At 72.9% G+C, this 12,128-nt stretch carries 9 protein-coding genes; 6 read left to right on the top strand and 3 right to left on the bottom strand.

The window, feature by feature from the left end:
* Positions 1-48: 48 nt before the first annotated feature.
* Positions 49-450, top strand: a complete 402-nt coding sequence (locus IEY55_RS03040) for an SCO2097 family morphological protein (protein WP_189053637.1) — start codon at positions 49-51, stop codon at positions 448-450.
* Between the two features lie 303 nt (positions 451-753).
* Positions 754-1,707: an aldo/keto reductase gene (locus tag IEY55_RS03035; protein ID WP_189053635.1), complete on the top strand. Its 954-nt coding sequence runs from the start codon at positions 754-756 to the stop codon at positions 1,705-1,707.
* Between the two features lie 83 nt (positions 1,708-1,790).
* On the opposite strand, the gene IEY55_RS03030 is transcribed toward IEY55_RS03035, so the two are convergent.
* Genes IEY55_RS03030 through IEY55_RS03020 form a run of 3 tightly spaced genes read right to left on the bottom strand, consistent with a single transcriptional unit; the run spans position 1,791 to position 6,641 of the window.
* Entirely contained in the window at positions 1,791-4,301 is a 2,511-nt protein-coding gene (locus IEY55_RS03030) for a transglutaminaseTgpA domain-containing protein (protein ID WP_189053634.1), read from the bottom strand.
* On the bottom strand, positions 4,298-5,575 hold the full coding sequence (locus IEY55_RS03025) for a DUF58 domain-containing protein (protein ID WP_189053632.1): 1,278 nt from the start codon (positions 5,573-5,575) through the stop codon (positions 4,298-4,300). Before IEY55_RS03025 ends, IEY55_RS03030 begins: the two co-directional genes overlap by 4 nt.
* A gap of 1 nt (position 5,576) precedes the next feature.
* Positions 5,577-6,641: an AAA family ATPase gene (locus IEY55_RS03020; protein WP_189053630.1), complete on the bottom strand. Its 1,065-nt coding sequence runs from the start codon at positions 6,639-6,641 to the stop codon at positions 5,577-5,579.
* A gap of 540 nt (positions 6,642-7,181) precedes the next feature.
* Between IEY55_RS03020 and mraZ the strand changes: the two genes are divergently transcribed.
* The 4 genes from mraZ (at position 7,182) to IEY55_RS03000 (ending at position 12,003) form a co-directional block, all read left to right on the top strand.
* Positions 7,182-7,613 carry a division/cell wall cluster transcriptional repressor MraZ gene (mraZ, locus tag IEY55_RS03015; protein WP_189053628.1) on the top strand — a complete coding sequence of 144 codons (432 nt, stop codon included), beginning with the start codon at positions 7,182-7,184 and terminating at the stop codon, positions 7,611-7,613.
* A gap of 517 nt (positions 7,614-8,130) precedes the next feature.
* Positions 8,131-9,102 (top strand): 16S rRNA (cytosine(1402)-N(4))-methyltransferase RsmH, encoded by a 972-nt coding sequence (rsmH, locus tag IEY55_RS03010; protein ID WP_189053626.1) that lies wholly within the window; start codon positions 8,131-8,133, stop codon positions 9,100-9,102.
* A 310-nt stretch (positions 9,103-9,412) separates the two neighbouring features.
* Positions 9,413-10,105, top strand: a complete 693-nt coding sequence (gene ftsL, locus IEY55_RS03005) for a cell division protein FtsL (RefSeq protein WP_189053624.1) — start codon at positions 9,413-9,415, stop codon at positions 10,103-10,105.
* A complete protein-coding gene (locus tag IEY55_RS03000; protein WP_189053622.1) occupies positions 10,105-12,003 on the top strand; it encodes a peptidoglycan D,D-transpeptidase FtsI family protein in 1,899 nt (632 codons plus the stop codon). The genes ftsL and IEY55_RS03000 overlap by 1 nt, the downstream gene beginning before the upstream one ends.
* Positions 12,004-12,128: the final 125 nt, after the last annotated feature.

Genomic DNA, 12,128 nt, shown 5'->3' with positions numbered 1-12,128 from the left:
GCAACCGTGATCACCCGGCGCCCGTGAAGCTGTGCCGGAGGAGGAGCCATGCCACTCTCCGAGCACGAGCAGCGACTGCTCGAGCAGATCGAGCGCGCGCTCTACGCCGAGGACCCGAAGTTCGCATCCACCGTGCGCGGCGCCAAGCTGCGCCGACCTTCCCGACGTCGGCGCCTGCAGGGTGCCGCGTTGTTCGTGCTCGGTCTGGTGCTGCTGGTGGTCGGGATGGTCGTGCCGGTACAGCCGGCCGGTATCCCGGTGATCAGCGTGCTGGGCTTCCTGGTGATGTTCGGTGGCGCCGTGCTCACCCTGGCCACCCTGGGCAAGGGCGACCCGGGCGCGGACAACCCCGCCGACACCGATGACGAGGTCAAGGGACAGGGGCGCCGCCGGAGCTCGTTCGCGCAACGCATGGAGGAGCGTTTCCGGCGTCGCTTCGACGGCGAGTAGACGCTCGCGAGTGGGCGAGGTGTGTTCGCGGAAAGTGCGAACCCACCTCGCTCGTTGTTTTGCGGGGGTGCAACCCCCGCACCCCGCCCGGGGCACGCCCCCGGACCCCCGCGGTGGTTGCGTTGGCATGGTTCGCATGCAGAAGCGTTGGGCCCGCTGATTGTTGTGGGCGCGCTGCCTGCGGCCGCTGCTGATCACTGCCAGCCAGTGGCCCCGTCCGGCCACCCGCCGTCCACAACGTGATCTTCATCTCCACACGATGCCGTCCCGGCGCCGAAGCGCCCTGAACTACGGTGTCGAGCCATGCCTGACTCACCTGCCTCACTCGGTCCGCATCGCCTCGCACTGGGGTTGGCGGCGTTGGGTCGGCCCGCCTACATCAACCTGGGCCGTGAGGTGCTGCCCGCCGATCGCACGGTAACGGCGATGCGGGCGGCCAGCTGGGCGATCCTGGACGCCGCCCACGCAGCGGGCATTCGCTGGGTGGACGTGGCGCGTTCCTACGGCCTGGCCGAGGAGTTCCTGGCCGGCTGGCTAGACGACCGGGGGCACGAGGACGTGGTCGTGTCCAGCAAGTGGGGCTACGCGTATGTCGGTGAGTGGCGGATGGACGCGGCGGTGCACGAGGCGAAGGAGCACTCCCTGGCCCGGTTCCGCACGCAGCTCGCGGAGAGCCGGAAGTTGCTGGGCGACCGGATCACGCTGTACCAGGTGCATTCTCTGACCGCCGACAGTCCGCTGTTCGACGACGAGGCACTCCTCGAGGCGCTGGCCGAGCTGTCCGCAAGCGGTGCTCGGGTTGGTTTCTCGACATCCGGACCACGGCAGGCCGAAACTGTGCGACGGGCCTTGCAGCTGCGCGTGGGCGGCCAACAGGTGTTCACCGCCGTACAGTCGACCTGGAACCCGCTGGAGTCCTCGGTGGCCCCGGCCCTGGCCGAGGCACACGACGCGGGCGCGCACGTCCTGGTGAAGGAGCCGCTGGCCAACGGGAGGCTCGCGGTCGACCCACCGACAGCAGTGGCGGAAATCGCGCAGCGGCACGGAATCGGGTCCGACGCGGTGGCCCTGGCCGCCGCGCTGGCGCAGCCCTGGGCGGACAGCGTGCTCCTCGGGCCGGCCAGTACCGGGCAGTTGCGCACCAACCTCGCCGCTGTCGACGTCCGACTGACCGTCGAGGATCTCGAGGCCCTGGGAGCCCTGGCCACCGACCCCGAACGGTACTGGGCGGAGCGCGGGGCCCTGCCCTGGATTTAGCGGAACGCCCGGAGTTTCGTGGACCTCCGCTCGCGCTGTGCCGCGCGGCAGGTCCGAGGCCAGCCCGCCCGATCAGCCCACGGTCAGCTGTCGACACGCTCCCGGCGATCGGCCGTCGACGGGTGCAGCACGGAGCGAGGGAACAACCGGGCGCGCAACGCGAGCGGTGCGTTACGGCGCAGGCTGGCCCGAACCTCGTCGACCGCGGGACGCAACTCGGGCCCGGCTTCCTGGCCGCCGTACCACTCCCGCTCGATCGAGCTCACCACGGTTCGTAGCGACTGCCTGCCCGCCGCGTCCAGATCATGTGCCCGGGCCAACTTCCGCGCGGCCGCGCGAAGCGTGTCGGCGGCGTCGGTTTCCTCACCCCGGTCCCACGACTCGGCAAGGAGCTCCTGCCACGCGGCATCGGCCGCACCCGGCCCACCCGCGGCGATCGCCACCAGCCGGTCCTGACGCCACGCGTCGCGCACGAGCGCGGGCAGCGCGCCCAGCCCGGAAGCGATCAGCAGCAGCACCAGCAGAACCCACACGAAGGTGGGTGGCCACCACGCTGTTGGCGCGAGCGCCACGAACAACGCCGCCACGAGGAGGACACCGCCGATTGACCATCTGGTCGGGGTTTCCACCGACAAGTCCCGTACCGGAGTCCGGACCTGCCACGCGGTCCGCCCGGCTCCCCACCGGGAATGCCTGGCCAGCAGGAAGGGCAGGAGCAGGACCGCGATGCCGAGCGCGCCCAGGACTGCGGCCAGCGAGAACCGGGCCGAGGTGGACGGAGCCGAGTGCGCCGTACCGGCGGGCCCCTGTGCCACCGGCCCGTCCGGATTCCGGCTCGTGCTCGCCGGCGGCGCGGCGCTCTCGCCCGCGCTCGGCACCGGTCGTTCGGTCTCCGGCGTCGGGGTCGCGCCCGCACTCGGTCCGGTGTTCTCCGACGCCTCATGGCTTTGCCTGGTCTGCCGGCCGTCCGACAGCGGGGTGGGGTCGAACGTTGTCCAGCCGTAGTCGGGGAAGTACACCTCCACCCAGGCGTGCGCGTCCTGCGTGGTGATCAGCCGGTACGACCCCTGATCGGTGCCGGAGGTGAACCCGACCGCCACCCGGGTCGGCACCCCGACCGCACGCAGCAGCACGGCCATCGCCGAAGCGTACTGCTCGCAGTACCCCGTCCTGCCGTTGAAGAGGAAGTCCGTCAACGCATCCCCGCCCGCGCCCTCCGTGCGCAGGCTGTACCGGAAACCCCGGGCGGGATCGTGGAAGAACCGCCGCACCGCGGAGGCGCGGTCGAAGTCGGTGCTCATCCCGTCGGTGAGCTGGTGTGCCAGGTCCAGCACGCGGGGACTCACCGGTGGTAGCTCGGTGTAGGCGGGGTCGACCTCGGTCGCACCGGGTGGGGCGGACCGGAGCTGGTCGGCCCGCGCCGAAGGCAGCAGGGCCCGCTCGACGTACCGATCCGGCCGTTCCTGGCGTTGCGCGGAGAAGACCGCGCCCATCCCCTGGTCGTACCGCCACGAACCGGGCAACCGGCGCAGCCCCAACGGAATCCCGTACACCGGCAGCCACACGTCCTGGTACGCCAGCGGCTCGATCTCGACATCCACCTGGCGGCCCGGCGGCTGCTCCCGCACCGGCAGTGGGCCCCGCGCCGGCACCCCCTCGGCCACACCGCCCAGCTCCCAACCCTTGCCGGCGTTGAAGCGACTCAACGTCATCGCGCGCAGGTACTGGCGCTCGGTCATGTTCCGGACCCGGAACAGCTCGACCACCTTGCTCCGATCCAACTGGCCCCGCAGCGAGGTGAACGGCTGCAGCCCGATGGCGGTCGAGCCGGTGTTGACGGTGCCACCGATCGGCAGTCGTCCCGCGCTGCCCACGAAAGTGGCGGACGACCCCAGCACCAGGGCGGCGACCACGGCCAGGCTGCCCACGGCGGCCGCCGCGGGGACGGCGGTGGAGCGGCCGACCCGGGCGGGTGGCAAGCCGAGCACGCCGCGCCAACGGCGGTGCCGATGCTGCCCGTCGACCAGCAACAACAACGCGAACCCGAGCGCGCCCGCGGCGAACGACCACCACGGCAGCAAGCGGTCGGCCAACGAGGCCGGCACCGCGAAGACGCAGAGCAACACCAGGCCGGAGGCCGCCGGGGCCTCGGCAGCCACCACCAGGGTGTCGACCACCACCGCGACCAGTCCGAGTGCGACGGTGACCAGGCAGACCATCGGCGTCGTGGCGGTGACCGGCGGCACCCCGGTACGCACCTGCTCCACCGACTTGCCGAGCACCTCGAGGAGATCGCCCAACGCCGCCGGCCCCGGCACCACACCGAGAATCCCGGTGTTGGTGAACGACAGGGTCAACAGACACAGCAGTGCCGCCATCTGGCCCAGCGCTACCACGAAGGTGGGGACGTTCACGGCGCGGAGCCCGATCCCGGCGCCCACCACCACGGCCACAGCGAGGAACACCGGGGCCAGCCAGGAGAACCCGGTGAGCACGCCGGACAGCGACGTCGCCGCGGCCACCACCGCGAGCCCGGCGACCATCGGCTCCACCGGGAGCGACGCCGGGCGGTCTGCGGTGGACGGTGCGCTCATGCCCAGCCCCTGAAGAACCCGGCCGTCATCGCCGGGGCGGGGACCGCACCCGGCTGGCAGAGCTCGTTCCACACCGCGGCCATCGGCGTGTCCGGCCGAGCCAGCGCCACCCGCCAGCCGGCGGCACGCAGCAGCCGGGCCGCGTCGCCCGGGTCGGGCGCACTCTCCTCGGACCCGGTGGCCCATGCACCGACCTCGAGCAGCACCGCGAGACTCCGTGCGCCCCGCGGGCGGTACCGGATCAGCTCGCCGACCGCGGCCGGAGTGGTGGCACCCAGCACCGCGACCATCTCGTGGCCATGCCCCGGGTCGGCACCACAGGCCAGATCACGGTGATGCGAGGCACCCAGTGCGGCCAACGCGTCCAGCACCACGTGGTCGGCGTGCGCGGCCTGGGCCGACGTCCCGGCCAGCACGACACCGTCCTCGGTGACCAGCCGGACGGCGTGGCCGTGCCGCTGCAGGTGCACGCAGACGCTCGCGGCCAGCGCCACCGCCCACTCCAGGCTGGAGGTGGGGCCGCTCCCGCGGTGCGCCGCGCTCCTGCGGTCCAACAGCACGGTCGTGCCGCCGCGCCACGGCCGCTCCTCGACCCGCACCATCAGCTCGTCGCGTCGCGCCGTCGACCGCCAGTGCACCTTCCGGATGTCATCGCCCTGGCGGTACGGGCGCACCACGGCGTCGTCCTCGCCCTGCCCAGCGCGCATCAACAGCGAGCCGTCCTCCCCGGCCCCCAACCCGGAACCGGTGGGCATCCCGGACAACGCCGCCACCCGCGGAACCACCACGAGCCGGTTGTGCCCGGCCAGCTCCCGTTCGAACTCGGCCAGCCCGAACGGGTCGGTGACCCGCGCCATGAGCGGGCCCACCCGGTGCACGCCGCGGATCACCGGCCGCAGCGGGTAGCGCAGCATCATGGCCTGGTTGCGCGGGAGCCGTTCGACCACGAACCGTGGCCGCCCGCCCAGCGCGTAGGGCACCCCGTCCTCGAGCAGCAGGCCGCCCGCGGGTAACCGACCCCGGCTGCGCAGCTCCAGCTCCGCCTCCGCGCCATCGCCGACCGGCACGCGCTCGGGCAGCAGCCGGCGTACCGCCAGCAACCGCACCTGGGAGCGGGCCGCCAGCACGGCGGCCAGCATCGGCAACGCGACCAGGAAGACCGCGACGCGCAGTAGGTCCCGCTCGTCGAGCACCACCGCGCACAGCGCCGCGGCAATCCCCGCCGCGAGCAGGCAGCGCCCGCGGGTCGACAGGCCGGACAGGGCGCGCCGCACCTCAGGCCCTCGCCCGGTCCCGGCCCGGCCCGGGCTCGCTACCGTGCGGCACCGGCACCCGGTGCAGCAGGCCGCGCACCAGGTCGGCCGCGGTCCGCCGGGCGGCCTGCGCCTCCGGGGTGAGCACCAGCCGGTGTGCCAGCACCGGGATCGCCACCGCCTGCACGTCGTCGGGCACCACGAAGTTCCGGCCGGCCAGTGCCGCGTGCGCCCGCGCGGCCTGCACCAGGTGCAGGGTCGCCCGCGGCGAGGCACCCAGCCGCAGCTCCGGCAACCGGCGGGTGGCCGCCACCAGCTCCACCGCGTAGCGGCGGACCTCCACCGACATCAGCACCCGCCGCACCGCGGCGACCAGCGCGCGCACCTGTCCCGCATCCGACACCGGGCCGAGCTCGGCCAGCGGGTCCCGGCCGGCGTGCTCGTCGACCATGGCCAGCTCCGCCTGTGGGTCCGGGTAGCCGATCGACACCCGGGCGGTGAACCGGTCCCGCTGCGCCTCCGGCAGGGCGTAGGTGCCCTCCATCTCCACCGGGTTCTGGGTGGCGATCACCATGAACGGGGCGTGCAGTAGATGCGTGCGGCCGTCCACGGTGACCTGCCGCTCCTCCATGCACTCCAGCAGGGCCGACTGCGTCTTCGGCGACGCCCGGTTGATCTCGTCGCCCACCACGATGTTCGCGAACACCGGCCCGGGCCGGAACTCGAACTCGTCAGCGTGCCGGTTGTAGATGGACACCCCGGTGATGTCGCTGGGCAGCAGGTCCGGGGTGAACTGGATCCGGCTGACCGAGCAGTCGATGGACCGGGCCAGCGCCTTGGCCAGGGACGTCTTGCCCACCCCCGGCACGTCCTCGACCAGCAGGTGCCCCTCGGCCAGCAACGTCACCAGCGCGATGCGCACGACGTCGGGCTTGCCGACCAGCACCCGCTCCACGTTGCCGGCGATCCGGCCGACGGCGGCGTGCAGCTCGGCCAGCTCGACCTCGCCCCGGGCCGGCGCGGGAGTCCCGGCCGGGGGTAGGCCGTTGCCGCTCGGGGGTGCGGCGGGGTGGATCCCTGGGGTCACACGTCCTCCTGTGCGTCGCGCACCCGCCCGGCCCTCGGCCGCCGCGGATCGGCGGCCCGTCGGCCGGGGGCGCCGCTGGCCGGGCGATCGCGGATGTTGTTCGGGGCGTGCCAGCAGTGTGTCAAACGGCGGCCGCGGCCGGGGCGGTTCACCGGCAATCGCCCGGCCCCGGCCCGCCCCCACCTTCCCCCACCGAAGCGTGCCCGGGCCAGGCGACCCCGTCCGTCCCCGGGCCGTTCGGGTTCGTCACGGTCACCCGTTCGGCAGATGTCGGGCAGCACGAACGGGTGTCGGGGTTGCCCCGTACGCGGCGCGGGCCAGCGCCGGTCGGAGCCGCCCCGACGTGCCACCTCCCGGCCCCCCACGCCGCCCCACATCGCTCTGACCAGGGAAAACTTCTGTCCGATCGGGTCGTCGGCGGGGGCGTTCCGCGTTGACTGTGGGGAAAAGTGGGGTACTGTGGCGACGGGTGGGGCGAAACGGGGGCCCCGCCGCCGAACAGGTTCGGGAGGGGGCCTGGCTCGGTGGGAGGTGGGAGCCGTGTTCCTCGGTACCCACAACCCGAAACTCGACGACAAGGGTCGGCTGACCCTGCCGGCCAAGTTCCGGGACGCGCTCGCGGGGGGGCTGATGGTCACCAAAGGCCAGGACCACTGCCTGTTCGTGTTCCCGCGCGCCGAGTTCGAGCAGATGGCGCGCAAGGTCGCCGAGGCTCCCTTCACCAACGAGGCGGTCCGTGCCTACCAGCGGTACCTGTTCGCCGGCACCGACGAGCAACGCCCGGACGGACAGGGCCGCATCACGATCGCACCCGAGCTGCGGCGCTATGCCGGGCTCAACAAGGAGTGCGTGGTGATCGGCGCGATCAACCGGCTGGAGATCTGGGACGCCACCGCGTGGGAGCGCTACCTCGCCGAGCACGAGGAGAGCTACGCGCAGGCGCGGGAGGAGGTGCTGCCCGGGATCTTCTAGCCAGGCTCGGCGCGCGGCGACGCCCGCGTCCCGGGCCCGGGTGTCGTCCGGCCTCGGTCCGCTCGATCGCAGGCCGCGTCCCTTGGGTCTCGCTGCGGTGCAGCAGGCGCCCCGGTGACCGCACCGGAAGCCTGGGCTTGCCGCAGGAGCACCGTGAGGCGCAGTGGGCGCCGGGCCCCCAGCAGGGGCCCAACGGACACGGCCGCTCGGCCCTGGCGCACCTTCCCCGGTGCCAGGTTCGACGAGCGGGCGGAGGCCCGACGGCATCCGGCCACCGATCGCGACCGCCGCGCGCCAGGGCGAGACGCGGATGCGCCGCGGTGTGGCGGAGAACGGAAGGTCGCCAGAAGCGAAGCAGACCCGCCGACCGGCATGCCGTGCGGCCCGCCCCGACCACGGCGGCGGGCCGCCGTAGTTGCGGCGGTGCGAGATGGGGGCCGGCGGGCCCGGCGGAGCGAAGGCGCCGCGGACGGAGGAAGGTCTGGACACCGGCGAGGCAGGAACTGGGGAGGAGACGATGACGACGGGGCGCGCGCCACGGCACGTGCCGGTCCTGCTGGACCGGGTGCTGGCGCTGCTCGACCCCGCGCTGGCCGACCGCCCGGCCGTCGCCGTCGACTGCACCCTCGGCCTGGGTGGGCACTCCGAGGCACTGCTGGAGCGGTATCCGCACCTGACCCTGGTCGGGCTGGACCGGGACCCGCGTGCGCTGGAACTCGCCGGCGAGCGGCTCGTCCGGTTCGGCGAGCGGACCCGGCTGGTGCACGCGGTCTACGACCAGGTCCCGCGTGCGCTCGACGAGCTGGGCATCGACGAGGTGCACGGGGTGCTGTTCGACCTCGGGGTGTCGTCGATGCAGCTGGACGAGGCGGACCGCGGCTTCGCCTACGCCCAGGACGCCCCACTGGACATGCGGATGGACCCCGAGCGCGGGATGACCGCCGCCGACGTGCTCAACACCTACTCGGTGGCCGACCTGACGCGCATTCTGCGGGAGTACGGGGAAGAACGGTTTGCTTCCCGGATCGCGGCCGCGATCGCGCGGGAGCGGCAACGCGAACCCTTCGACACCAGCGCGCGGTTGGTGCAGCTGCTGTACGACACGATCCCCGCGGCCGCACGGCGTACCGGCGGGCATCCGGCAAAGCGCACCTTCCAGGCATTGCGGATCGAGGTCAACGGCGAGCTGGAAGTGTTGCGGCGGGCGGTACCCGCCGCGTTGGACGCGCTCGCGGTCGGGGGGCGGATCGTCGTGCTGTCTTACCACTCGCTGGAGGACCGCATCGTGAAGCGGGCGTTGGCCGAGCGGGCCACCTCGCGCACGCCACCGGGACTGCCGGTGGAGCTGCCCGGCCACGAGCCGGAAGTGCGCCTGCTGGTCCGTGGTTCGGAGCCGGCCAGCGAGGAGGAGATCGTCGCCAACCCGCGGGCGGCCTCCGTACGCCTCCGCGCCGCCGAGCGGACCCGGGACCCCCGGAGGAAACCATGAGCCGGACTGGTTTTTTCCTCGGTTCGTGGTTGCCGACCTGGCCGGGGTGTCCCGGATCGGTTCGAGTGGAGACCACGAACCAGACCGATGGCTTCGTCATGCCCGGACGCGGGTTGCGCGCGCGGGCCCGGATTCCCGGGGGCGGCCGGGGTTTCCGTCCCCGTGACTGGTCCTCGTCAACCGACGTCTGGCCCCCGAGCCCGAAACTTCTCCGCTTTCCCCTGACAACGAGGGAAGGTCCGGGCCGTCGATCCCGTTTTCCGGCTCATCGTCGTCGGGCGGCTGCCATGGCCATGCACCGGAGGGCGACATGACGGCCCCGGCACGTGTTCCGGACCCCGCGCCACCCTCGCGGGGCGGCGGGGGAGGGCAGCGGACCGCGGAGCGCACCGAGCGACGGGGGAACGCCACCCGTCGCTCCACCGCCGCCGAGCGCGCCTACGCCCGTCGCGCACAGTTCCGGCGCCGCTGGCTCCGGGTCGTCCCGCACCGCGGAGTCGACGGCGTGCCGCGCGCACCGTTCGTGTTGCTGGTGATGGGCCTGCTCGCGGTGGGCCTGCTCGCCTCGCTGTGGTTGTCCACCGCCGCCGGCGCGAACTCCTACAAGCTGGAGGAGATCCAGACCGGGGTCCGCGACCTGGGTGAGCGTGCCGAGCAGCTGCGCCGGGAGGTCGCCCAGCTCGAGTCGCCGTCCGAGATCGCCCGCCGGGCCAAGGAACGGGGCATGGTGCCGGCCCCGGACCCGGCCCACATCGTGGTGCGGCCGGACGGCTCCATCGAGGTGGTCGGCACGCCGAAGCCCGCCGCCCCGCCGCCACCCCCGCCCGCACCGCAGCCACCGCCCGCAGACCGGCCCCCGGCCGGCCCACCCGCGGAGCAGCCCGGTGCCGCACAGCCACCGCAGGAACAGCCGGGCCAGCCGGCGCAACCGCCGGCCGAGGGGCCGCAGCAGGAGCCCCCGCCCGCTCAGGACGGGCCACAGCAGCCACCGGGAGACGGGTGATGAGCCGCGCGAGCCGGCCGGTGCCCCGGCGCCGCCCCGTCCGTGGGGTACGCACCCGCCGCGCCGAGTCGAGCCAGCTGGGCGACCACCGTAACCGGCTGGTGGTCGGCCGGGCGTTGCTGGTGCTCACCCTGGTGCTCGCCGGCCTGAAGCTGGTGCAGGTGCAGGCGTTGGACGCCTCGGAACTGACGAAGATGGCCGAGAAGCAGCGGCTGACCTCGAAGACGATCCCGGCCCGCCGCGGGGCCATCATCGACCGCGAGGGCCGGCCGCTGGCGATCAGCATGGAGGTCAAGTCGCTCGCGGCGCGGCCGCAGGCGCTGGCCAAGGAGTGGAACAAGCCGGAGATCGTCGAGCAGTACGGCATCGACGCCGAGGGGTACACCGCGAAGATCGCCAAGTTCATGCACGAGGAACTGGGCGACTCCTACCCCGAGGAGGAGCTGCTGAAGAAGCTGCGCCGCGACGTCCCCTTCGTCTACCTGGCCGACAACGTGCCGCCGGACAAGGCCCGCAAGATCACCAAGCGGTTCCCGGCGATCAACGCCGAGGACCGGGAGCTGCGCCAGTACCCGGCCGGTGACGTCGCGGGCAACATCCTCGGGTTCGCCAACTGGCGGATGAACTCGCAGAAGACCGAGGGCCTGTTCGGCCTGGAGAACTACGAGGACACCGTCCTGGCCGGCAAGCAGGGGCGCCGGATCGTGGAGACGGCCGAGGGCAACAACGAGCTGGTCATCCCCGACACCGAGCGCGACGTCCTGCCGGCCACACCGGGCTCCAGCCTCGAGCTGACGATCGACTCCGACGTGCAGTTCAAGGTCCAGCAGCTGCTGTCGGACCACGTCCGGCGCGCCAAGGCCCGCAGCGGCAACGCGGTCGTGCTCGACGCGCACACCGGCGAGGTGTACGCGCTGGCCAACGACAAGACGCTCGACCCGAGCAAGCCGTTGAACCGGCTGGACTCCAACGACCCGCGGCTGCGGAACCCGGCGGTGACCGACCCGTTCGAGCCCGGTTCGGTGAACAAGATCATCACTGCCGCGGCCGCGATCGAGGACGGCCTGGTCAAGCCGGACACCGTGGTGGAGGTCCCCGGCAGCATCCAGGTGTCCGACCGGACGATCCGGGACGCCTGGAGCCACGGCACCGAACAGATGACCTTCACCGGGGTGCTGGCCCGTTCCTCCAACGTGGGCACCATCAAGACGGCCCAGCAGGTGGGGGAGGAACGCTTCGTGCAGCTGCTGCAGCGGTTCGGGATCGGCCAGCTGACCAAGGTCGGCCTGCCCGGGGAGAGCGCCGGCCAGGTGCCACCGCGCTCGCAGTGGTCGGGCAGCACCTTCGGCAACCTGCCCATCGGGCAGGGGCTCTCCATGACCGTGCTGCAGATGGCGGGCATGTACCAGGCGATCGCCAACGACGGTGTGCGGGTGCCACCACGCATCCTGCGGGCCGTCACCGGCCCGGACGGCAAGCGCCAGCCCGAACCCCGGCCCGAGGGGGTGCGGGTGGTCAGCCCGGACACCGCCAGGACGGTGCGGGGCATGCTGCGGGCCGTGGTGCAGGACAGCCCCGACCCGCTGCAGCGCGGCACCTCACCGAAGGCGGCCCTGGAGGGCTACCAGATCGCGGGCAAGACGGGCACCGCGCTGCAGGTCGACCCCAGGTGCCGGTGCTATGTCAACGACAAGCAGTGGATCACCTTCGCCGGCATCCTGCCGGCCGACAACCCGCGGTTCGTGGTGGGCTTGATGATCGACCGGCCGGAGCCGGGCAACCCGGTGGGGGTGAACGCGGGCCCGCTGTTCCGGGAGATCGCCTCCTACCTTGTGCAGCGTTACCAGATCCCGACCTCGCCGGACGCCGCACCCGTCCAGCAGCTCACCCTCCGCTGATCCGTCTTCCCCGATCGGGCAACGATGCCCCGAACGGGGTAAACAACAGGTCCGGCGGCCAAAGTGGTCCGTGCCACGTCGCCGCGCGCCCGGCTGCCGGAAAAGTCGGCACGGACCTGCAGCGA

The sequence above is a fragment of the Longimycelium tulufanense genome (assembly GCF_014645795.1).
Classification (GTDB): Bacteria; Actinomycetota; Actinomycetes; order Mycobacteriales; family Pseudonocardiaceae; genus Longimycelium; species Longimycelium tulufanense.
The sequence above is the reverse complement of the archived record's forward strand: the minus strand, read 5'-3'. Positions and strand labels throughout refer to the sequence as shown.

Coding starts and splice junctions, on each gene's coding strand:
- IEY55_RS03040 (WP_189053637.1), top strand. CDS start 49: ATGCCACTCTCCGAGCACGAGCAGCGACTGCTCGAGCAGATCGAGCGC.
- IEY55_RS03035 (WP_189053635.1), top strand. CDS start 754: ATGCCTGACTCACCTGCCTCACTCGGTCCGCATCGCCTCGCACTGGGG.
- IEY55_RS03030 (WP_189053634.1), bottom strand. CDS start 4,301: ATGAGCGCACCGTCCACCGCAGACCGCCCGGCGTCGCTCCCGGTGGAG.
- rsmH (WP_189053626.1), top strand. CDS start 8,131: ATGACGACGGGGCGCGCGCCACGGCACGTGCCGGTCCTGCTGGACCGG.
- ftsL (WP_189053624.1), top strand. CDS start 9,413: ATGACGGCCCCGGCACGTGTTCCGGACCCCGCGCCACCCTCGCGGGGC.
- IEY55_RS03000 (WP_189053622.1), top strand. CDS start 10,105: ATGAGCCGCGCGAGCCGGCCGGTGCCCCGGCGCCGCCCCGTCCGTGGG.